General features: G+C 71.4%; 17 protein-coding genes. 9 read left to right on the forward strand and 8 right to left on the reverse strand.

The annotated features are described in order from the left end of the window. Positions 1-16: 16 nt before the first annotated feature. The 4 genes from ACFULQ_RS07310 to ACFULQ_RS07325 all read right to left on the reverse strand — a co-directional run bounded on the left by ACFULQ_RS07310 (position 17) and on the right by ACFULQ_RS07325 (position 6,765). Entirely contained in the window at positions 17-1,108 is a 1,092-nt protein-coding gene (locus tag ACFULQ_RS07310; protein ID WP_383539375.1) for an ABC transporter permease, read from the reverse strand. Beyond that, positions 1,105-2,634 (reverse strand): sugar ABC transporter ATP-binding protein, encoded by a 1,530-nt coding sequence (locus ACFULQ_RS07315; RefSeq protein WP_383539377.1) that lies wholly within the window; start codon positions 2,632-2,634, stop codon positions 1,105-1,107. The genes ACFULQ_RS07310 and ACFULQ_RS07315 overlap by 4 nt, the downstream gene beginning before the upstream one ends. A 142-nt stretch (positions 2,635-2,776) precedes the next feature. Beyond that, positions 2,777-5,653 (reverse strand): SpoIIE family protein phosphatase, encoded by a 2,877-nt coding sequence (locus ACFULQ_RS07320; RefSeq protein WP_383539380.1) that lies wholly within the window; start codon positions 5,651-5,653, stop codon positions 2,777-2,779. 143 nt (positions 5,654-5,796) lie between these two features. Continuing rightward, positions 5,797-6,765, reverse strand: coding sequence for a cyclase family protein (locus ACFULQ_RS07325; RefSeq protein WP_383539383.1), 969 nt, complete (start codon positions 6,763-6,765; stop codon positions 5,797-5,799). Positions 6,766-7,370: 605 nt separating this feature from the next. On the opposite strand from ACFULQ_RS07325, the gene ACFULQ_RS07330 reads away from it, so the two are divergent. Further along, a complete protein-coding gene (locus ACFULQ_RS07330) occupies positions 7,371-8,555 on the forward strand; it encodes a type III polyketide synthase (protein WP_383539386.1) in 1,185 nt (394 codons plus the stop codon). Between the two features lie 184 nt (positions 8,556-8,739). Here the strand turns inward: ACFULQ_RS07330 and ACFULQ_RS07335 are convergent, their stop codons facing one another. Then, positions 8,740-10,902: a SpoIIE family protein phosphatase gene (locus tag ACFULQ_RS07335; protein WP_383539389.1), complete on the reverse strand. Its 2,163-nt coding sequence runs from the start codon at positions 10,900-10,902 to the stop codon at positions 8,740-8,742. A gap of 382 nt (positions 10,903-11,284) precedes the next feature. On the opposite strand from ACFULQ_RS07335, the gene ACFULQ_RS07340 reads away from it, so the two are divergent. Next, entirely contained in the window at positions 11,285-11,629 is a 345-nt protein-coding gene (locus ACFULQ_RS07340) for a hypothetical protein (RefSeq protein WP_383539391.1), read from the forward strand. A gap of 104 nt (positions 11,630-11,733) precedes the next feature. Here the strand turns inward: ACFULQ_RS07340 and ACFULQ_RS07345 are convergent, their stop codons facing one another. Continuing rightward, positions 11,734-12,162 carry a secondary thiamine-phosphate synthase enzyme YjbQ gene (locus ACFULQ_RS07345; protein WP_383539394.1) on the reverse strand — a complete coding sequence of 143 codons (429 nt, stop codon included), beginning with the start codon at positions 12,160-12,162 and terminating at the stop codon, positions 11,734-11,736. Positions 12,163-12,284: 122 nt separating this feature from the next. Here ACFULQ_RS07345 and ACFULQ_RS07350 point away from each other — a divergent pair, with 122 nt between their 5' ends. The 6 genes from ACFULQ_RS07350 to ACFULQ_RS07375 all read left to right on the forward strand — a co-directional run bounded on the left by ACFULQ_RS07350 (position 12,285) and on the right by ACFULQ_RS07375 (position 17,529). Next, complete coding sequence (locus tag ACFULQ_RS07350) at positions 12,285-12,368, forward strand: putative leader peptide (RefSeq protein WP_352340592.1); 84 nt, start codon at positions 12,285-12,287, stop codon at positions 12,366-12,368. A gap of 116 nt (positions 12,369-12,484) precedes the next feature. After that, entirely contained in the window at positions 12,485-13,378 is an 894-nt protein-coding gene (locus ACFULQ_RS07355; RefSeq protein ID WP_383539396.1) for an ABC transporter permease, read from the forward strand. Beyond that, entirely contained in the window at positions 13,351-14,178 is an 828-nt protein-coding gene (locus ACFULQ_RS07360; RefSeq protein ID WP_383539399.1) for an ABC transporter ATP-binding protein, read from the forward strand. Before ACFULQ_RS07355 ends, ACFULQ_RS07360 begins: the two co-directional genes overlap by 28 nt. 41 nt (positions 14,179-14,219) lie before the next feature. Then, on the forward strand, positions 14,220-15,245 hold the full coding sequence (locus ACFULQ_RS07365) for an ABC transporter substrate-binding protein (protein WP_383539402.1): 1,026 nt from the start codon (positions 14,220-14,222) through the stop codon (positions 15,243-15,245). Position 15,246: 1 nt separating this feature from the next. Then, the gene (locus ACFULQ_RS07370) at positions 15,247-16,404 is read left to right on the forward strand and encodes an LLM class flavin-dependent oxidoreductase (RefSeq protein ID WP_383539404.1); all 1,158 of its coding nucleotides are present in this window, start codon (positions 15,247-15,249) and stop codon (positions 16,402-16,404) included. A gap of 48 nt (positions 16,405-16,452) precedes the next feature. After that, positions 16,453-17,529 (forward strand): NAD(P)-binding domain-containing protein, encoded by a 1,077-nt coding sequence (locus ACFULQ_RS07375; RefSeq protein ID WP_383539407.1) that lies wholly within the window; start codon positions 16,453-16,455, stop codon positions 17,527-17,529. Positions 17,530-17,542: 13 nt separating this feature from the next. Here ACFULQ_RS07375 and mltG read toward each other — a convergent pair whose 3' ends face one another. Beyond that, on the reverse strand, positions 17,543-18,397 hold the full coding sequence (gene mltG, locus ACFULQ_RS07380) for an endolytic transglycosylase MltG (RefSeq protein ID WP_383539410.1): 855 nt from the start codon (positions 18,395-18,397) through the stop codon (positions 17,543-17,545). A gap of 43 nt (positions 18,398-18,440) precedes the next feature. Beyond that, positions 18,441-20,249, reverse strand: coding sequence for an ABC transporter ATP-binding protein (locus ACFULQ_RS07385; RefSeq protein WP_383539412.1), 1,809 nt, complete (start codon positions 20,247-20,249; stop codon positions 18,441-18,443). Positions 20,250-20,344: 95 nt separating this feature from the next. Between ACFULQ_RS07385 and ACFULQ_RS07390 the strand changes: the two genes are divergently transcribed. Next, entirely contained in the window at positions 20,345-20,782 is a 438-nt protein-coding gene (locus ACFULQ_RS07390; RefSeq protein ID WP_383539415.1) for a MarR family winged helix-turn-helix transcriptional regulator, read from the forward strand. Positions 20,783-20,811 lie beyond the last annotated feature (29 nt).

The raw sequence follows: 20,811 nt of genomic DNA on the forward strand, positions 1-20,811 counted from the left end.
GTGCGCGCGGCGTGGTTCATGGCGGGCTGCCCGGTGTGCCGTCGTCCGGTGGCACGGCGGGCGCATCGCGGGCGACCACCGCACCGGTGCGCAGTCGGCGACGAGCCGAGTAGCCGGCCAGTCCGACGGCGAGGAGCAGGGTGCCGCCGTAGAACAACGGGACCGTCCAGAAGTCGCCGCCCATCTGGGCGATGCCGGTGAGGCCGACGGCGAGGACGGCGATGGCGACGAGGGTGCCCAGGGGGTTGGGGCGCCCGGGTTTGATGGCGGTGGAGCCGAGGAGGGCCCCGACGAACGCGGGCAGCAGGTAGTCGAGGCCGACGCTGGGATTGCCGATCTGCTGCTGGGCCGCGAGCAGCACTCCGTCGAAGCCGACGATCAGTCCCGACGCGGCGAAGGCGTAGACGGTGTACCTGCGGGTCGGGATGCCGACCAGGTCGGCGGCGCGCGGGTTCGACCCGATGACATGCAGATACCTGCCGAGCGGCAGCCGCTCCAGGACCACCCAGAGGGCGACCGCGAGCGCGAGCACGTAGAAGGCGGGAACCGGCAGGCCGAGGAACGTGGAGTTGTAGAGGTCGGTGAAGGCGGGCGGGAGTCCCTGCGGGCCGGGGACGATCCGGCCGCCGCCGGTGACCCACCCGGTCACCGCGTACATCATGCTGCCGGTTCCGAGCGTGGCGATGAACGAGTCGATCCGTCCGAATTCGACGACGACACCGTTGAGGACGCCCACGACGCCCCCTCCGGCGATCACCGTGAGGCAGGCGAGCGGCCAGGGCCACCCTTCGCCCACGACGAGCTGCATCACCATGACGTGCGCGAGGCCCAGGCCGTAGCCGATGGAGAGGTCGAACGCGCCGGTCACGATGGGGACCATCGCGGCGAGCGCGAGGACGGCCGGGATCGACTGGTTGGACAGGATCGAGTCGACGGTGTCCCGGGTGGGAAAGGTACGCGGCAGGGTGAGGGAGAAGATCAGGAAGAGCAGGGCGGTGAGGGTCAGCAGGCCGTAGGCGCCGATGAGTTGTCCGCTACGGCCGTGCAGTCCGGCGGGTCGCCTCGGTGGTCCCGGGCGACGCGGCGCTGGCGAGGGGGAGCCGGTCACGGGTTCGCCGCGGTGGTGGAGGAGGGCAGGGCCGAAGCCGCCCGCGTGAGCTCGGTGACCGTGAGGGCCGGGCCGGTCAGCTCGGTCGTCACGGATCCGCGGACGAAGACCAGGGCGCGCCGGCACACGCCAGCGACCTCCTCGAAGTCGCTGGAGATGAGCAGGACCGCGAGGCCGGCGGCGAGCGCCTCGTCGAGCAGGCGGTGGATCGCGGCTTTGGCACCGATGTCCACGCTCGCCGTCGGTTCCTCGAGGATCAGCAGACGCAGGTCCGGCCGCAACCACCGGCCGATCATGACCTTCTGCTGGTTCCCCCCGGACAGGGTGGCGATGGCGGCCTCGCTGTCGTCGGGACGCACCGAGAGCCGGTCGATCAGGGTGCCGGCCTCGGCGCGTTCGCGGCGCGGGCTGATCCAGGACAGCGCCGACCTGCCGGACGCCCGGGGGTTGGCCAGGAGGTTCTCCCGTACGGTCAGCTCGGCGAGGCAGCCCTCCCGCTGTCTGTCTCCGGGTACGAGGGCGACACCCCGTCCGACGGCGTCCGCGACCGTACGGGGACGGTACGGGCGACCGCCCAGCAGGGCCCGTCCGCCGAGGAGGGGCCGGGCGCCCGCGAGGGCTCGGGCCAGGCCCATGTGCCCGGCGCCCGTGAGGCCGACCAGGCCGAGGACTTCCCCCTGCCGCAGCTCCAGACCGACCGGTCCCGCGTCAGGGGTGCGCACCGCGTCCAGGGTCAGGACGGGCGGGCCGCCGGCCGGGGTGGTGGCGGGGCGGTGATCGGTCGGCCCCTCACCAGTGACGGCGCGCACCAGGCGGGCAGGACTGTGATTCGCCGGCGAGCCTTGGCCGACCAGGCGTCCGTCGCGCAGCACGGCGAAGGTGTCGGCGACCTCGTACACCTCGTCCAGGCGATGGCTGACGTAGAGGATGCCGTGCCCCCGGTCGCGCAGGGTGTGCAGCACCCGGAACAGCCGGGAGCAGTCCGCTGCGGGCAGGCGGGCGGTCGGCTCGTCGAGGACGACGAGGCTCGCTCGTGCCGCCAGGGCTCGTGCGACGGCGACCAGCGAACGCTCGGCCGGGTCGAGGCGGGAGACCGGCGTGTCGGGGTCGAGATGTCCGGCGACGGCCCGCAGGGCCTCGGTGCAGTGTTCTCTGGTGAGCCGCCAGGAGATCAGTCCGGCGCGGCGCGGATACCCGGCGCTCAGAGCGATGTTCTCGGCCACCGTCATCCACTCCACCAGCCCGAGATCCTGGTGGATGAAGGACATGTGCCGGGAGGCGGCGTGGCTCCCGAGCGGGTGCCCGGCCACGGTGACCTGGCCCGAGTCGGCGTGGTGGACGCCGGCGAGCACCTTGATGAGCGTGGACTTCCCGGCTCCGTTGGGACCGAGGAGGGCGAGGACGCTGCCGGCGTGGACATCGAGGTCGATCCCGGCGAGCGCGACGGTTCCCCCGAAGCGCTTGGCAAGTCCGCGGACACGGACCAGAGGTTCCGTAGGCGCAGAGGTGTCGTGGGCCTCGTGCACGGGCCTCTCCGGGGTTGGCGTGTTCTTCCGCGTGTTCTTCCCGATGCGCATCAGTGATATTAGCGGCACATGTCGCATATTTTGGGTCATCTGACTGCTCTCTGTCACCCCAGCGGAGCAGCGCATCGCCGGGGTAGGCGCCTCAGGCCCCCTCGAGCCCGCATTCGGCCCAGATGACCTTGCCCTGCTGGGTGTAGCGCGCGCCCCAGCTCCGCGTCAGCTGCGCGACGAGGAACAGGCCGCGGCCGCCCTCGTCGGTGCTGGCCGCTCGGCGCAGATGCGGGGCGGTGTTGCTGGTGTCGGAGACCTCGCAGATCAGGGTGCGGTCGTGGAGCAGCCGTACCCGGATGGGCCCTGCTCCGTGGCGGATGGCGTTCGTGACCAGCTCGCTGAGCACCAGTTCGGCGGCGAACGCGGCCTCGTCGAGCCCCCAGTCCGCCAGTTGCCGGGTGGCGGAGGCGCGCACCTCGGCGACCCGGGCCGGATCGGCGGGCAGGTCCCAGGTGGCGATCCGCCGGGGGTCGAGGGCGTGGGTGCGCGCGACGAGCAGGGCGATGTCGTCGCAGGGGTGGGCGGGGGCCACCGTGTCGAGGATCGCCTCGCAGGTCTCGTCGGGCGTGCCGTGCGCCTCGGCCAGGGTGGCGCGCAGCTGATCGAGGACCACGTCGACGTCGCGGTGCCGGTCCTCGATGAGGCCGTCGGTGTAGAGGACCAGCCGGCTGTCCTCGGGGAGGTCGAGCTCGGCGGCTTCGAACGGCAGACCGCCGAGGCCGAGCGGCGGTCCGGCAGGCAGGTCGGGGAACCACACGGTGCCGTCCGGGCGGACCAGAGCGGGCGGGGGATGAGCGGCCCGGGCCATGGTGCACTGCTGGGTGGTCGGGTCGTAGATGGCGTAGAGACAGGTCGCGCCGACGATGCCCGCGTCCACGGCGCCGGGGTCCTCCCGGTCGAGGCGTCCCACGAGTTTGTCGAGGTGGGTGAGGACCTCCTCCGGGGGGAAGTCGAGTTCGGCGAAGCTGCGGGCGGCCGTGCGCAGCCGCCCCATGGTGGCGGCGGAGAGCATGCCGTGGCCGACGACGTCGCCGACGAAGAGCCCGATGCGGCTGCCGGACAGCGGTATGACGTCGTACCAGTCCCCTCCCACGTCGGATTCGGCGGGCAGGTAGCGATGGGCGACCTCGACGGCGTCCTGGTCCGGCACACCGTGCGGGAGCAGGCTGCGCTGGAGGGCCAGGACCATGGCACGTTCGCGCGTGTAGCGCCGGGCGTTGTCGATGGACAGTGCGGCACGCGCGGCCAGTTCCCGGGCCAGCGACCGGTCGTCGTCCCCGAACGCGGGCGAGTCCAGCGCACGGTAGAAGCCGACCACGCCCAGGACGGTGCCGCGGGCGACCAGGGGCACCGCGATGAGGGAGTGGACGTGGCTCAGCAGCTGTGCGGAGTGCTCGGGGTCCTGCGCGAACCAGCCCGCGGCAGCCTTCAGGTCCGGTTCGAGCACCGCCTGGCCGCTCGTCAGACACCGCGACTGCGGCATCGCCGGACCGTAGTCGACCTGCTTGCCGACCGGGTGGAAGGGACAGTCGTCATGGATGCCGTGGACCACCGTGCGGCGCAGGTCACTGCGGGGATCGGCGGACTCCTCGCCGCGGAGCACCGCTTCCGGCAGGTCGACGGTGACGAAGTCGGCCAGTTGCGGCACCGCCGCCTCGGCGAGCTCCCTGGCGGTGGTGCGCACATCCAGGGTGGTGCCTATGCGGACGCCGGCCTCGGACAGCAATTCCAGGCGGCGGCGCGCGGCCAGGGCGTAGGTCCCGACGTGCGGCTCCCCCACCATCATGAGCCCTCTCGCCGGGGGCGGGGAGTCGCGGTGCTCGTCCGTCGTGCCGTCGCCGGCCGTGCCGGGATCGACGCCCGCGGGGACCGGGCCGTGCTCCGTGCCGGGAAGATGCTCCGCCGACGGGATGCCGTAAAGCTGCCCGGGGGCCACGTCGAGAACAGCCCCGGAGAACGTGAGGGAGGTGGCGCCGGCAAGCTCGGCGGGGAGGCCCAGCGATGCGTGGGCCTGGCGCGGGAGGGCCAGGGGCTCGTGCGGTGAGGGACCGGGCACGACGGCCTCGACGGCGAAGCCCTGCACTCCGGAGGCACTCGTCATCGGCCGGCTCACGAGCGTGACCCGACGGCCGTCGGACAGGGGCACGTCGACGCGGGCCCGCTGTGCGTACGCGATCAGCTCGGCGGCCTTCTCCATGAGGATCGCCCGGTCGCGGGGTCTCATCTCCACGGCCAGTTCCGGCACCCCTGTGCGGTGCACAAGACCTGCGTCGGCCTCGGCTCCGCTGTCCAGGTAGGCCTGCAGGAGAGCGCGCTCACGCGAGGAACTCTGCCCCAGCAGCCGGCGCTCGATGGTCTCGGCCGCCTTGCGTATCACGGTGTCCAGCGCCGGGTCCTCGGCGCTGCGCGGATAGCCGAAGCACAGGACGCCCTCGATACGGCCGCTGAGCGGGTCGCGGACGGGAAGGGCGCGGCAGGCACTGCCCTGGGAGCGCTCGGCGAAGTGCTCGGCACCGTAGACGCGGATGGGCTGGCGTTCGGCCAGGGCGAGCCCGATGCCGTTGGTACCCGCGACCGTCTCGGCGAACACGAACCCGGGGACCGTCTGGATGGCCGGGAGAACCCTGGCCAGCGACGCTTCTCCGAAACGGCGCAGGAGAACCGTCCCGCTCGCATCGGCGACGGAGATGTTCATCGCGCTGCCGGCGAACATGGCCTGCAACCGGTCGAGCACCGGAACGGCCGCCCGGACGATCCGTCCGTCCGGTTCGAAGTCCTCCCGGAAGGGAAGGTCGGACTGGTCCGGCGACAGCCCCAGGGTCCGGCAGCGCCGCCAGGAGTTCAGGATCGACGGGCGCACGCCTGCCTCGACCGGCTCCCCCTGCAGGAACCGCTCACGGAAACTGACGGGCCCCGTGCCGCCTGGCACACGCCCCGCCGGTATGGGATCTTCGCCGGCCCGTACCACGCTCCGCCTCACTCGCGCCTGTGACAGTCAACCCTTGCGAGCGCCCCTTCCGACATTTCCGATATGGACGAGGATACGGGCATCGAAGGCGCGAGTCACCGTTTACAAAGCCCCTCACACACGGTGACCGGACCGGATGGAGGTCACAGGACCGCGACCGGGCTGACGGGCGAGCCCGTCCCGCCCGGGATGTTCAGCGGCGCCACGACGAGCATGAAGTCGTAGCGCCCCGCCGTCGCGATCGCGGCGGACAGCGCTTCCAGGTCGAGGTTGTCCAGCAGTGGCGTCCCCATCGCGGCCACGGCCAGGGCGTGGACCGGCGAGTGCACGCCGTCCACGGGTGAGGGCCGTACGTCACTGTCGCCGTCTCCCCCCAGCAGCGCGATGCCGCGCTCGGCCAGCAGCGGCAGGGCGTCCACATGAAAGCCCGCGCTGGCCGTGTCGGGGTCCCAGGCACCGAGTTCCTCGCGGCGCCGGACGTGTCCGGAGCGCAGCAGTACGGCGTCGCCCTCGCCGATCGTCACATCGAGCGCCTTCTCCGCCGCGACGACGTCCCTCGCGTGCACCGCTCGCCCCGGCTCCAGCCAGGGGATACCGAGGACGGCGGGCAGGTCGAGGAGCACCCCTCTCGTGACGAGGGACCCGAGCGAGGACACCGCGCCGAAGCGGGCGCCCGCGGCATCGACGACCTCGTGTGCCGTGCGGCCGTCGTAGAGCTGCCCCCGATAGGCGATGTGGCACAGCGCGTCGAGATGGGTGATGCCCTTGCCGTGGTAGTCGGCGGCGATGAAGTCCTTGTGGGTGGAGGGTTCCGGCGCCTCCACGTCACCGAGGTCGGTCATGTGGTGCAGGGCGGGCTTGCGGTTGCCGGGGCCGGGCCGGGTGTTCCACGGCAGTGCCAGCGGCACGACCGTCCCGGTCCGCACGCCCGCCGCGGCTCGCCGCACGTGGTCCGCGGTGACCCGGTTCCAGGCACCGCGGTCGGCCGGGGACCAGTGACCCCACGTGCGCAGCGCCTCGAAGAGTGCGTCGAACTCCTGACGGGAGACGGCGGGCCCGTTGCTGACGCCGGTCGGCGCGGGATCGCCGTCATCGGCGGAACTCGGACTCATCTGCACTCACCGGACCCAGGTTGGAAACGGCTCCGACGGCAGGACGTCACCACGGGGGTGCGCCCGGCTGACGCCGTGACAGGGAGAAGCACCGTCCTCGTGATCGGAAAACCAGCTTCGCACATTACGGGTGACCTCGGAGAGGTGTGCCCCGGCTCAGCCCAGGACCAGTCGCAGGGACCAACACCGCAGGCGCGGGTAGCAGCCTCGCTGTCGAAACCCCCGACGGCGGCGCCGGAACGTCCCGGTATATCCAAAGAATGCAGCCCACTTGCGGTCTCTGCGGGTCCGGTCGGGACCGCGACCGCTGCGGGGGCCCTTCCCCGTCCCATGAGTTGGACGTACTTCTCGCCCCGCTCCTCGAGTGCAGGCAGGCGCGGAACCGCGCCCCCTCAGCGGCAGCAGTGTGCGGCGTGTCACGCATCGCAGAACCTCCTGAGTTGCCCAGATCACAGCGTAAACGCCCCGATTGCATCCATGCTTGAAACGGACGCCGAGTCCTGAACCGGTGCGCACTGTCGTGGAATTGGATGAATCTCCTCCAAGTGGTCCATGACACAGCGCTCGTGGCAAACAACCTCGTTCCCTGTAGAAAGGCGCCAATCATGGCCGCTTACCTGTGCCCGCCTGCCGTGATACACGGCAAGCACGCCGTGCGGACCAGCCAGATCGTGGACGAAGTGCACGGTCGGCACCCGAACGCGGCGTGGGCGCCGCGGATCGACGGCATCGCGGCCAGTACGGGCATCGAAACCCGTGGCTGGATGCTGCCGTTGGAGGCCGCCGTCGCGCCCGGCAGCGGAAGCGGTCTGCCGGCCGCCGGCATCGGGCCGGCCCGAGAGGCCCTGGCCGGTGACGGGTTCACCGAACAGGACGTGGATCGCGTGATCGCCGCCCTTGACGCGATACCCGCGCCGCAGACCGTCCAGGAGCGCACCGCGCCGGCCTGGTCGGCAGTGCAGTCCTACGGTGAGCGTGCGGCGCGCGGGGCCCTGCAGATCGCCGGACTGGACGCCGCGGACGTCGACTGTCTGATCACCAGTCACTCCACCACCCCGGCGCTGCCAGGGCTGGACGTCTCCCTCGCCAACAGACTCCCGCTCCGGCGCGACGTGCTGCTGCAGCCGGCCACGCAATGGGCGTGCATAGCCGGGACCCGCTCCCTGGCGCTGGCGGCGGATCTCGTGGCCGCGGACCCCGACCGGGTGGTCCTGGTCGTGATCGCGGAGGCACTGAGCACGACCTACCAGCCCGCGGACGACACTCTGGAATCCCTGATCGTCCGGTTGCTGTTCGCGGACACCGCGGTCGCCGCGGTGGTCACGGGCCGCCCGAGGCCCGAGTCGACGCTACGGCTGGACACCGCCTGGCACCACACTCTGCCCGGCACCCAGGACCTGCACCGCCTGGAGACACGGGAGGACGGCACGCACTTCGTGATGGACCGGCGCGGGCCGCGCGCCGTGCAGGAGACGGTGACCGCGATGTGGGAGTGGTTGCGCCTGCGATACCAGGATGCCCCCGGCTCCTGGCACCCCGACGTTCTGCTCGCCCATCCCGGCGGGACGCGTGTGCTGGAGTACATGGAGCAGACCATGCCCGACGGGTGGCCGTCGGGGCTCCTGCGCTACAGCCGGGACAGCTACACCAGCGGCAACCGCGGAGGCGCCGCCGTGTTCGACATCATGCGGAGGGCATACGACGCCGGGCAGAAGCCGGGCAGCCGTGCCGTCCTGTACGCGGCTGCCCCGGGCCTCACCGCCACCGCGCTGGAAGGGGAGTGGCTGTAGGGCTGACTCGCGCCCCTCGTGACGCCGGTGCCGCCGCCCGACGAACAGCTCCCGCGCCGCCCGGCCGACGCCCCGTCACCACCCGGCCGAAGCAATGCCACCACCCGGCCGGAGCCTCGCCACCAGCCCGCTGACGCCTCATCACCGCCAGCCGAAACCCCGTCACCACCCGGCCGACACCCCGTCACCGCTCGACCGAAGCCCACACCACCTTCCCGGTGTCCGTCCACCGCACCCCCCACCGGGTGGTGAGCCCATGCACCACGTGCAGGCCACGGCCGGCGTCGTCGAGGAGCCCGCCCGGGCCCAGTCGCGGCCTGCCGTTGCCGGTGTCGCCCACCTCGCACAGCAGCCCGTGACCGGTCCTGATCAGCCGTACCGTGATGGGTCCACCGGCGAAGCGGACCGCGTTGGCGACCAGTTCGTCGACCACCAGCAGCACGCTGTCCCTGGTGTGCTCTCTGGTGTCCCACTGCCCCAGCAGCTCGGAGACCAGTGTGCGGGCCCGGGCGGCCGCGTCGCCGCGGGCGGGCAGACGCCACGTCGCGGCGTCCCCCTTGCGGTAGCCGATCATGCGGGCGATCAGCAGAGTCACGTCATCGCGTCGACGCGCCGGCGCCACCGCCGAGACCACGCGCCGCGCGGCCTGCTCCAGACCGTCCCACGGGTGCACCGAGGACACGGCGTCCGTCAGCCTGTCGATGCCTTCGTCGATCGACAGGGCGGGGTCCTCCACCAGGCCGTCGGTGTAGAGGGCGAGCAGCGAGCCCGGGGGCGCGCTGAACGTGTGCACGTCGTACGGCTCCCGCAGCGCGAACTCGGCGCCCAGGCCGGGGTGGGGGCGTAGCGCGACCGGGCCGGCGGGGCCGTCCGGGGGTACCAGGACCGGGGGAAGGTGGCCGGCGCTGGCCACCGCCACGTGGTGGCTGACCGGGTCGTACACGGCGATGCAGCAGGTCGACCCGAGGGCGCTGTAACCGGCCGCCAGTCCGGTCTCCGCGTCGTCCAGCAGCGACACGGTCTCGTCCAGGTGTTCCAGCACCTCGTCGGGCGCAAGCCCCGCTGACAGCAGCGCGCGGGCCTCCATGCTCAGCTGTCCCATGGTCGCCGCGGCGCCCAGCCCGTGCCCGACGACGTCTCCGACCACCAGCGCGGTACGGCCGTCCGGCAGCGGAAAGCTGTTCACCCAGTCGCCGCCGACGCCCGCGCTGTCGGGGGTGGCGGGCTGGTAGACGCTGGCCGTCTGGATGGTGTCGCCGCCGGACCGTGGCAGCAGTCGGCGCTGCAAGGCCAGTACCTGTGTGTGCTCGCGCTGGTGCTGACGGGCCAGGTCCACGTGGTGGGAGGTCCTGGCCACCAATTCCTGCAGGTCGAGCAGCTCGCTGTCGGCGAAGGGGCGGTCCGCCCGCCGCCAGACCTCCGCGACGCCCAGGACGACGGGCGGCGTACCGTCCAGGACCAGCGGGATGCACACCACGGCCACCGCCTGGTCGCCGGGCACCAGGGCACGTACCAGCCGAGGACTGCCGAGCACGCGTTCGATCGTTTCCCGGTCGGGTACGACGATGGCCTGCGCGGCATCGTCACGCCGTATGGCCTGCGACAGCAGCCGACTCGCGTCGCCGGGAAGATCGTCGCCCGGGGTCACATAGCCGTCGGGCCACGCCCGGTCCGGCACCAGGGCCGCCCGCCGCAGCCGGAGGCGCCCCTGCGGCTGATCGGTGACCGCCTCACCCGTCCACACGGCGAAGTCGAGGTCGACGGCGGTCACGTCACCCCAGGCCAGCAGGGACTCCGCCAGCGACTGCGCGGTCTCGCCGATGTCCAACGAGGTGCCGATCGCTGTCTCGGCGGCGTACAGGTGCAGCCTCCTGGCCATGGCGATCAGGGAGACGGTCAGCCCCTCCTGAGGCGCCGCGGCGGCCAGGATGCTCATCGACACCACCAGCTCCGAACCGTCGCCGCGTCGCAGGCGCTGGACCCGGGCGACGTGTGGCTCACGTGTCTCGAGGACCTGCCGCAGCCGCCGGGTGACCGTCGGTACGTCCGAGGGAGGCAGGAGATCGACGAAAGGGCTCCCGACCGCGGCCTCCACCCCCGCGAAGACCGGGGCGCCCAGATTGCAGCGGGTGATTCTCAGGTCCCGGTCCAGATTGACCGCGCCGAGGATCTGCTCCTGACCGACGGGCGTCGGGTTGTCGGATACGGCTCGGCGGGCGCCGTTGTCCCCCTGAGGGTCGGCGGAACCGGCGGCCGCTGCCGCTCCGCCGACTGGCATGTACTGGCCCAATGCGCTGCTGACCATGTCGAACGGTGACGCAGACGAGGGGGGTGGGGTGGAGTCCATACGACTCTCTCAGCTCGCTCGCAGACCCCGGCACCACGTCGGAGCCGTACCAGAACCCGGGCGACAGAGTCCCGGGATTCCTGACCGCAAACCTCATTCAATAACACCCGGGGCCGCTTCGCCCACACCAGCGGGCCCCGCCGGTCTGTACCGGCACGCCGTCGAGGCCGAGCGGCATGGAGGCTGCGCACCCTCGCGTTCGAGGCGTGCCCGGTGGCGGACCGCGTTGACACGGATGATCGCCGGGCGTTGACTGACCACACGGCGCAGGACCGTGAACAGCAGGGGCGACCGGGCTTCCGGCGGCCCTGAGCAGCCGTCGAGAAGGCGAAGGGCGACCTCGGACGGTGACCCCATCGCGACGGAAACGGTGCAGACGACGATGTACGACCAGACACGCGCCCAGCAGCCCGACGACCGGTCCTCGGGCTTCGCGGCGCGCCGCACCCAAGGTCCCGAACCGCTGATCCCGTCCGACGAGCGGGACAAGATCGTCCGGCACCTCGGGCACGCCGTCAACCACTTCCCGGACACCCCGCGCGAGGCGCTGGAGGAGGCCGAGGTCGCCTTCGACGCGGCGGCCGACGCGCTGGTGAAGGCGCTCACGGAACGGAGGCGGGGCCTGCGCGAGGGCTGGCAGGACCAGGATGCCGAGGGACAGTCCACTGAACTCCGGTTCGCGCTGCGGGAGTACCGGGAGATCACCGGGCGGCTGCTCCGCGCGTAAGCGGCCACGGGACCGCACCCGCGGCGGCCGCCGCCGATGACGGTAGGCGCAGGTCGTGACTGAAGTGGCCGCACATCAGGCACGTCCGCCGCCTGTCGTCTGAATCAGGAGCCCGCCATAAAGGTGACACGCACCTTCCGTTGCGGATTGTCCTTGTTCGTGTCCACCAGGCACACCGACTGCCAAGTGCCCAGCTCCAGCCGCCCGTTCACCACCGGCAGCGTGGCGTGTGGGGGCACGATCGCCGGGAGGACGTGGTCGCGGCCGTGGCCGGGGCTGCCGTGGCGGTGCTGCCAGCGGTCGTCGGCGGGCAGGAGGGTGTGCAGGGCGGCGAGGAGGTCGTCGTCGCTGCCGGCGCCCGTCTCGATGATGGCGACGCCGGCCGTCGCGTGCGGGACGAAGACGTTCAGGAGGCCGTCACGGCCGGCGGCGGCCTCCCGCAGGAAGGCCTCGCAGTCGCCGGTGAGGTCGACGATCCGCTCCGACGAACCGGAGGACACGTTCAGGACTCGGGTGGTGAAAGCGTCTGACATGCCACCATCCTCACCCCTCACGCCGGATTCACTCGTCCCACCTGACTCATCCAGCGATACGACAGGTCCAGTCCGCGAGACGCCATTGACCGTGGACACGCCGACTGGCTAGCTTCGGCCGCATGTTGCGTTCAGTTCTGCTCACCACGCGCGGTCACATCGACCTGCTGCGGGTGGCCTCCGCCGCGTGTCGCCGCGGCCGCTGACGCTCCCCTTTTCCCCACCCTCGCTCCGCTGACCGGCGCATGCACTGATCCGTGCCGCCCCCGGTGGCGTCGAGGCGTGCCCTTCATCGGTCGCTCTCCCCCCTCCGTGGAGCATCATGAGCATCAGCCATGCCCCGCCCGGCTCTCCCGCGCCCGACATTCCGGAAACGTCCCCACAGGGTGCTGTCGAACCCACCAGCCCCACCCCCGCTCTCGAACCCATCGTCCCCGCCTCCTCCCGCCGCACCCGCGTCCCCCGCTGGCTGCGCCGCACCACCGGTCCCGTCCTGCTGCTGGCACTGTGGCAACTCCTGAGCGCCACCGGCGTGCTGACCGCCGACGTCCTCGCCTCGCCCGGCCGGATCGCCCAGGTCGCGGGAGATCTGATCGCCGACGGCTCGCTGGCCTCCGCGATGACCACCTCGCTCCAGCGGGTCGCGGCCGGACTGCTCCTCGGCACCCTCATCGGCACCGGACTCGCCCTCGTCTCGGGCCTGTTCAGGATCGGCGAGGACATCGTGGACGCGCCGGTGCAGATGCTGCGGACCGTGCCGTTCGTCGGTCTGATCCCGCTGTTCATCATCTGGTTCGGCATCGGCGAGGCACCCAAGGTCGCCATCATCACGCTGGGCGTGACCTTCCCGCTCTACCTCAACGTCTACGCCGGCATCCGGGGCGTGGACTCCCAGCTGATCGAGGCCGGGGAGTCCCTCGGACTCTCCCGCTGGGGACTCGTCCGGCACGTCATCCTGCCGGGCGCGCTGCCCGGCGCGATGACGGGGCTGCGCTACTCGCTCGGCATCGCCTGGCTCGCACTCGTCTTCACCGAGCAGGTCAACGCGGACTCCGGCATCGGCTTCCTGATGGTGCAGGCGCGGGACTTCCTGCGCACCGACGTCATCGTGGTCTGCCTGATCGTCTACGCCTTCCTCAGCCTGCTGGCCGACTTCATCGTCCGCTCCCTCGAAAGGCTGCTGCTGCAATGGCGACCGACGTTCACCGGCCGGTGATCCCCCAGGCGTCCGAGGCGTCGGCGGCTTCCGGGACCACCGAAGCCACCAGCGGTGCCGAGGCGTCCGACCCCACCTCCGCGCCCCGCCCCCTGCCGGCCGTCCGGGTCGAGGGACTGACCCGTTCCTTCGACGGCCGCGCCGTCATCGACGACCTCCGACTGGACGTCCAGCCGGGCGAGTTCGTCGCTCTCCTCGGCCGCAGCGGCTGCGGGAAGTCCACCCTGCTGCGCATCCTTGCCGGGCTCGACCGGGACATCGAGGGCACCGTCCTGGTCCCGCGCCGCAAGGCGGTCGCCTTCCAGGCGCCCCGGCTGATGCCGTGGAAGAAGGTGTGGCGCAACGTCCTGCTGGGCCTGCCCGGCAAGCCCGCCCGCGCCGTCGCCGACCAGGCCCTGGAGGAGGTCGGCCTCAGCTCCCGCAGTGACGCCTGGCCCAAGACCCTCTCCGGCGGCGAGGCCCAACGCGCCTCCCTGGCACGGGCGTTGGTGCGTGAGCCCGATCTCCTGCTGCTGGACGAGCCGTTCGGCGCGCTCGACGCCCTCACCCGGATCAAGGCCCAGCGCCTGGTGGGCGAGTTGTGGCAGCGCCGCGGCTGCGCGGTGCTACTGGTGACGCACGACGTCGAGGAGGCCGTCCTGCTCGCCGACCGGGTCCTCGTGATGGACGAGGGCGTCATCGCGCACGAGCAGCGGATCGACCTCGACCGACCGCGGGACATCACCGACCCCCGGTTCGCGGAGCTGCGCGGTCAGCTCCTGGAGCGGCTCGGCGTCGACACCGCCGCCGAAGCCGCCTGAACTCCCCCCACCCACAGTCAAGTTGCACAGAACGGACTCCCATGCGACGTCGCCTCGTCCCCGCCGCACTGCTCCTCCCCTTCGCCCTCCTGCTCACCGCCTGCGGCGGCGACGCCACCGCCGGGACGGGTTCCGACACCGACGGCAAGGGCTCGCTCACGCTCAACGTCGGTGACCAGAAGGGCGGTTCGGAGGCCATCCTGCGCGCCGCCGGGGAGCTCGAGAACCTCGACTACAAGATCAAGTGGTCGACCTTCACCTCCGGCCCGCCGCTCCTGGAGGCCGTCAACGCCAAGGCCGTCGACATCGGCGGGGTCGGCAACACCCCGCCGGTCTTCGCGGCCGGCGCCGACTCGAAGATCACGGTGGTGGCGGCCTGGCACGGCACCTCCAAGGGCGACGCCATCCTCGTACCGAACGACTCGAAGCTGACCGACCCCGCACAGCTCAAGGGCAAATCGGTGGCCGTGGCCCAGGGGTCCTCCGCCAACTACCAGTTGGTCGCCTCGCTGAAGGAGGCCAGGCTCAGCCTGAGCGACGTGAAGGTCAAGTATCTCCAGCCGGCCGACGCGCTGGCCGCGTTCACCTCCGGCAAGGTCGACGCGTGGGCGGTGTGGGACCCGTACACCTCGCAGATCCTGCAAGGAAAGCAGGGGCGGGTGCTGACCACCGGTGACGGGATCACCAACGGCCTGACCTTCCAGGTGGCTTCGCCGAGCGCGCTGAAGGACCCGAAGAAGGTCGCCGCCGTCAAGGACTACCTGGAGCGGCTGCGACGCGCCTATAAGTGGGTCTACTCCCACGAGCCGGAGTGGGCGAAGGTCTGGGCGAAGGAGACGGGGCTGCCCGAGGAGGTGGCGCTGGCCGCCGTGAAGCGGACCTACACCACCCGGGTCGCCGTCGCGGTCGACCCGCAGCTGATCGCCTCGGAGCAGGAGATCGCCGACACCTTCACCGCTTTGAAGCTGATCCCGCGCAAGGTCGACTTCGGTGACTTCACGGACACGCGGTTCAACGGCGGTCTCCCGGCGTCGCCCACCGCGCCGCGCCCCTCGGAGACGGACTGACATGACCGTACGACTGCACTGGTTCCTGCCCACCGGCGGTGACGGGCGCACCCTCGTGGACCGGCACGCCTACGGCTCCAACCACACCGGCGCGAACCAGGCCGGACCGGTGCCCGGGGTCCGCCCGCCGGACCTGGAGTACCTCGCGCAGATCGCCAAGGCCGCCGACCACCTGGGCTTCGAGGCGGTGCTCACCCCGACCGGCACCTGGTGCGAGGACGCCTGGCTCACCACCATGGCCCTCGCCCAGCACACCCAACGGCTGAAGTTCCTGGTGGCGTTCCGGCCGGGGCTGATCTCCCCGACGCTCGCCGCGCAGATGGCGTCGACCTATCAACGCCTCACCCGGGGACGGCTGTTGCTCAACGTCGTCACCGGGGGCGACTCGGCCGAGCAGCGGCGTTTCGGGGACCGGCTCGACCACGACCGGCGCTACGCCCGTACGGACGAGTTCCTCTCGGTGGTCAGAGGGGTCTGGCGGGGACAGCCGTACGACTTCGAGGGCGCCCACTACCAGGTGGAGGGCGGGCTGACCGCGCTGCCGCCGGACCCGTTGCCGCAGGTGTTCTTCGGCGGCTCCTCCCCGGCGGCCGGGCCGGTCGCGGCGCGGCACGCGGATGTGTATCTGACCTGGGGCGAGCCGCCCGCTCAGGTCAAGGAAAAGATCGACTGGATCCGCTCGCTGGCCGCGCGGGAGGGCCGGGAGGTCCGTTTCGGGATCCGGCTGCACACGATCTCGCGGGACTCCTCGGCCGAGGCCTGGGCGACCGCGAACCGGCTGCTCGACGATCTCGACGCCGACACGATCGCGGCGGCGCAGACGGCGCTGGGGCGCAGCGAGTCGGTGGGGCAGCAGCGGATGCTGGCCCTGCACGGGGGTTCCCGCGCCGAGTTGGAGATCCACCCGAACCTGTGGGCCGGCGTCGGGCTGGTCCGGGGCGGGGCCGGCACCGCGCTGGTCGGCAGCCACGCAGAGGTCGCCGATCTCATCGAGGAGTACCACGCGCTGGGCGTCGAGCACTTCGTGCTCTCCGGATATCCGCATCTGGAGGAGGCGTACTGGTTCGGCGAGGGCGTGATCCCCGAGCTGGCCTCTCGTGGGCTGGTCGAAGGGGGTGCGCGGACCGGGGCGCCGATCCTGGTGGCCGGCGGACGGTGAGCCGGGCGGGGTGGGAAGATCCCGCACCCCGCAGCCGTTGGTAGAAGCGTGAACAACACGCGCGAGGTCGAAGTCGTCGTCATAGGTGCTGGTCAGGCGGGTCTGTCCAGCGCCTATCACCTGCGCCGCACGGGTTTCGAGCCGGAGCGCGACTTCGTGGTGCTGGACCACTCCCCCGCGCCCGGCGGCGCCTGGCAGTTCCGGTGGCCGTCGCTGACGTACGGCAAGGTGCACGGCATGCACGCGCTGCCGGGCATGGAACTCACGGACGCCGACCCTCAGCGGCCGTCGTCGCAGGTGATCGCCGAGTACTTCGCCGCGTACGAGCGCGCCTTCGACCTTCGGGTACGCCGCCCCGTCGACGTCCGCTCCGTGCGCGAGGGCGTCGACGGGAGGCTGCTGGTCGAGACCTCGGACGGCACGTGGTCGACGCGGGCGCTGATCAACGCGACCGGCACCTGGGACCGGCCGTTCTGGCCGCGCTATCCGGGCCAGGAGACCTTCCGTGGGCGGCAGTTGCACACCGCGCAGTACCCGGGCCCCGAGGCGTTCGCCGGGCTGCGGGTGGTCGTGGTGGGCGGGGGCGCGTCCGGCACCCAGCACCTCATGGAGCTCGCCCCGTTCGCGGCGGCGACCACGTGGGTGACCCGGCGGGAGCCGGTGTTCCGCGAGGGCCCCTTCACCGAGGACGTCGGCCGGGAGGCGGTGGCGCTCGTGGAGGAGCGGGTGCGGCAGGGGCTGCCGCCGAGGAGCGTGGTGTCGGTGACCGGGCTCCCGCTCAACGACGCGGTGCGGCAGGCCCTCGCGGACGGCGTCCTGGACCGGCAGCCCATGTTCGACCGGATCACTCCGGATGGCGTGGAGTGGGACGACGGGCGGCGCGTCGACGCCGACGTCATCCTGTGGGCGACCGGCTTCCGGGCCGCCATCGACCACCTGGCCCCGCTGAGGCTGCGCGAGCCGGGCGGTGGCATCCGGGTCGAGGGCACCCGCGCGGTCGCCGATCCCCGGATCCATCTCGTCGGCTACGGCCCGTCGGCGAGCACCATCGGCGCCAACCGCGCGGGCCGCGCCGCCGTACGGGACATCAGGCGACTGCTGGCCGACGAGCCGGTCGCCGCCTGACGTTCCGTCAGGTTCAGCCGGTCTTGGCCGAGTTCTTCTGATTCTTGTTGAACTCGGCCACGTTGCGCCGGTGTTGCTCGTAGTCGTCGGTGAAGCGGGTGTCGCCCGGCTTCACCGTCACGAAGTACAGCCAGTTGCCCGTCGCCGGGGTGATCGCGGCGCGCATCGCGTCCTCGCCGGGGTTGTCGATCGGGGTCGGTGGCAGGCCCATGCGCTGGTACGAGTTGTAGGGGCTGTCGATCCGCAGGTCGGCGCTGGTCGTCTTCAACGTGGAGCGGTTCAGGGCGTAGTTGATCGTGGAGTCCATCTGGAGCGGCATTCCGCGCTCCAGCCGGTTGAAGATGACCCGGGCGACCTTCGCCATGTCGGCCTTGGTCGCCGCCTCGGCCTGGACGATGCTCGCGATGGTGACGGCCTGGTAGACGTTCATCGCGTTGCGCTGGGCGCCGGCCGCGATCGGGGCGCCGTTGAACTTCTTGTTCGCGGTGTCGACCATGAAGGAGAGCAGCGCCTCGGGCGTCGTCTTCCTGCCGTTGCGCTCCAGCGGGTACGTCGCCGGGAAGAGGTAGCCCTCCGGGTTGCCCTCCGCGTCGTTCGGCAGCTTGAGGTGCGCCTTGGCCAGCGCCCTCTTGGCGGTCCCCGGGGGCTGGGCGAGAGCCTTGTCGACGGCGTCGTAGACCTGTCCGGCCCGCCAGCCCTCCGGGATGAGCAGGGTGGTGGGCTGCTCCTTCGTGGCTTCGCCGCTCTCAAGGGTCAGCAGCGGCACCGCCACGGCGGTGCCGGCCACGACGGCCCCGGTCGCGATGAGGACGAGACGCCCCCGGCGCGTCAGTCGGATCGAGCTCCGTGGCGGAGTGTTCTGGTACATGCGGGCACGGTAACCCGCATATCACCTCAAACCCGGCATATTTTCAGTTTGTCGGTTCCAGTTGGGCATCTCGGCGTACGAGCGCCGCGTACCGCCCGTCCTGCGCCAGGAGCTCCTCGTGCGTGCCGCGCTCGGCCACCCGGCCGGAGTCGAGGACCACGATCTGGTCGGCACTCCGGATGGTGGACAGCCGGTGCGCGATGGTGAGCGTGGTGCGGTTGGCGGAGAGCGCGTCGATGGCCTCCTGCACGGCGTGCTCGGTGCGGGTGTCCAGGGCGCTGGTCGCCTCGTCCAGGATGAGGACGGGCGGGTCCCGCAGAATGGTCCGCGCGATGGCGAGGCGCTGCTTCTCGCCTCCGGAGAAGCGATGACCGCGTTCACCCACGACCGTCTCGTAGCCGTCGGGCAGGGAGGCGATGTGGTCGTGGATCTGCGCGGCGCGTGCCGCCTGCTCGATCTCCTCGTCGGTCGCGTCCGGCTTCGCGAAGCGCAGGTTGTCGGCGACCGAGGCGTGGAAGAGGTACGTCTCCTGCGAGACGACCCCGATGGCCCGCGCGAGGGTGTCGAAGTCCAGGTCGCGGACGTCGACCCCGTCGAGGGTGACCCGGCCGCCCGTCACGTCGTAGAGCCGCGGGACGAGATAGCCGAGGGTGGACTTGCCGGCGCCGGTCGGCCCGACCACCGCGAGACTGCTGCCCGCGGGCACGTCGATGTCGATGCCGTCGAGGACCGGACTGCGCTGTTCGTCGCTGTCGTAGCGGAACTCGACGTTCTCCAGGCGGACCTCGCCCTTGACGCGGTCGAGGTGGACCGGGTCCTCGCGCTCGGTGATGTCGATCGGCAGGTCGAGGTACTCGAAGATGCGCTGGAAGAGCGCTAGCGAGGTCTGGATCTGGACGCCGGTCGACAGCAGGCTCACGGCCGGGCGGAACAGGCCCTGCTGGAGCGAGACGAACGCGACGATGGTGCCGATGGAGATGTCCGGGCCGCCGGTCTGGAGGGCGATGCCCGCGGTCCAGTAGATGAAGGCGGGCATCGCGGACATGACGATCCCGATCACGGCCATGCGCCAGCGGCCCGCCATGTTCGACCGCACTTCGAGGTCGACCAGGCTCTCGGACTCGTCGGCGAAGGACCGGGTCAGCGAGTCCGAGCGGCCCATGGTGCGGCCGAGCAGGATGCCGCTGACGGAGAGCGACTCGGTGACGGTCGCGGCCATCGCGGCCATCTGCTTCTGGCGCTGGGTGGTGATCTTCTTGCGTTCGTTGCCGACCCGGCGGCTGATCCACACGAACACCGGGAGCAGCAGCAGCGAGACGACGGTCAGGCGCCAGTCGAGGGCGATCATCGCCACGATCGTGGCGACGACACTGGTCAGGTTGGAGACCAGGGAGGTGGCCGTCGAGGTGACGGTCGCCTGCATGCCGCCGATGTCGTTGGCGATGCGGGACTGCACCTCGCCGGTGCGGGTGCGGGTGAAGAAGGCGAGCGACATGCGCTGGAGGCGGCCGTAGACCGCGGTGCGCAGGTCGTGCATGACGCGCTGGCCGACCGTGGTGGAGATGAGGGTCTGGGCGACGCCGAAGACGCCGGTGAGGACGGCGCTCAGGATCATGCCCAGCGCCAGCAGGCTGAGCAGTCCGGTGCGGCCCTGGGGGATGGCCACGTCCAGCGTTTCCTTCAGCAGGAACGGGGTGGCGACGGTGACCAGGGAGGAGGCGCCGACCAGCAGGCCGACGACGGCGAGCCTGGCACGGTAGGGCTTGAAGAGCCGGAGGATGCGGCGCACCTGCCGGGGCTGGTCGGTCGAGGTGCCGGGCATGGGGGTCCAGTCGATGTGGTCGCGGGGCATGGTCTCCTACGGGAGGGTGAGGTGATGAGGACGAACGGAGCCTAGCTCATTGTTACCTATACTCACAATGAACTGTGTCCTGATATTGTTCCCGCATGACCACGCCAGATTCCGACGGTCTGCTCGCCGAGCAGTTGCTCAGGCTGACGCGCCGGGTGTTCCGCATCCAGAAGCGCCATCTGGGACAGCGCGGTCTCGGTGTCACACCCGCGCAGTCCCGGCTGCTGCGCACCCTCGCGCACTGCGACACGCCGCCGCGCATGGCCGACCTGGCCGAGCGGCTGGAGGTGGTCCCGCGGGCCGTGACCACACTCGTCGACGCGCTGGAGGCCGGCGGCAAGGTGCGGCGCGTGCCGGATCCGACCAACCGCCGGGTGATCCGCATCGAGCTGACCGAGGACGGCGGCAAGACCCTGCGCGAGCTGCACGACGTACGCAAGGCCGCCGCGGAGGAGATCCTCGCGCCGCTGACGGACGAGCAGCGCGCGGTGCTCGGAGGACTGCTGGACACGCTGGTGGGCGAACAGCACTGAGGAACGGACGGCGGCCGCCGCCTCCGTAC

Source organism: Streptomyces sp. NPDC057253 (genome assembly GCF_042669125.1).
GTDB lineage: Bacteria > Actinomycetota > Actinomycetes > Streptomycetales > Streptomycetaceae > Streptomyces.

Coding starts and splice junctions, on each gene's coding strand:
- ACFULQ_RS07350 (WP_352340592.1), top strand. CDS start 12,285: ATGTTGCGTTCAGTTCTGCTCACCACGCGCGGTCACATCGACCTGCTG.
- ACFULQ_RS07355 (WP_383539396.1), top strand. CDS start 12,485: ATGAGCATCAGCCATGCCCCGCCCGGCTCTCCCGCGCCCGACATTCCG.
- ACFULQ_RS07325 (WP_383539383.1), bottom strand. CDS start 6,765: ATGAGTCCGAGTTCCGCCGATGACGGCGATCCCGCGCCGACCGGCGTC.
- ACFULQ_RS07330 (WP_383539386.1), top strand. CDS start 7,371: ATGGCCGCTTACCTGTGCCCGCCTGCCGTGATACACGGCAAGCACGCC.
- ACFULQ_RS07365 (WP_383539402.1), top strand. CDS start 14,220: ATGCGACGTCGCCTCGTCCCCGCCGCACTGCTCCTCCCCTTCGCCCTC.
- ACFULQ_RS07345 (WP_383539394.1), bottom strand. CDS start 12,162: ATGTCAGACGCTTTCACCACCCGAGTCCTGAACGTGTCCTCCGGTTCG.
- ACFULQ_RS07370 (WP_383539404.1), top strand. CDS start 15,247: ATGACCGTACGACTGCACTGGTTCCTGCCCACCGGCGGTGACGGGCGC.
- ACFULQ_RS07340 (WP_383539391.1), top strand. CDS start 11,285: ATGTACGACCAGACACGCGCCCAGCAGCCCGACGACCGGTCCTCGGGC.
- ACFULQ_RS07390 (WP_383539415.1), top strand. CDS start 20,345: ATGACCACGCCAGATTCCGACGGTCTGCTCGCCGAGCAGTTGCTCAGG.
- ACFULQ_RS07385 (WP_383539412.1), bottom strand. CDS start 20,249: ATGCCCCGCGACCACATCGACTGGACCCCCATGCCCGGCACCTCGACC.
- ACFULQ_RS07335 (WP_383539389.1), bottom strand. CDS start 10,902: ATGGACTCCACCCCACCCCCCTCGTCTGCGTCACCGTTCGACATGGTC.
- mltG (WP_383539410.1), bottom strand. CDS start 18,397: ATGTACCAGAACACTCCGCCACGGAGCTCGATCCGACTGACGCGCCGG.
- ACFULQ_RS07360 (WP_383539399.1), top strand. CDS start 13,351: ATGGCGACCGACGTTCACCGGCCGGTGATCCCCCAGGCGTCCGAGGCG.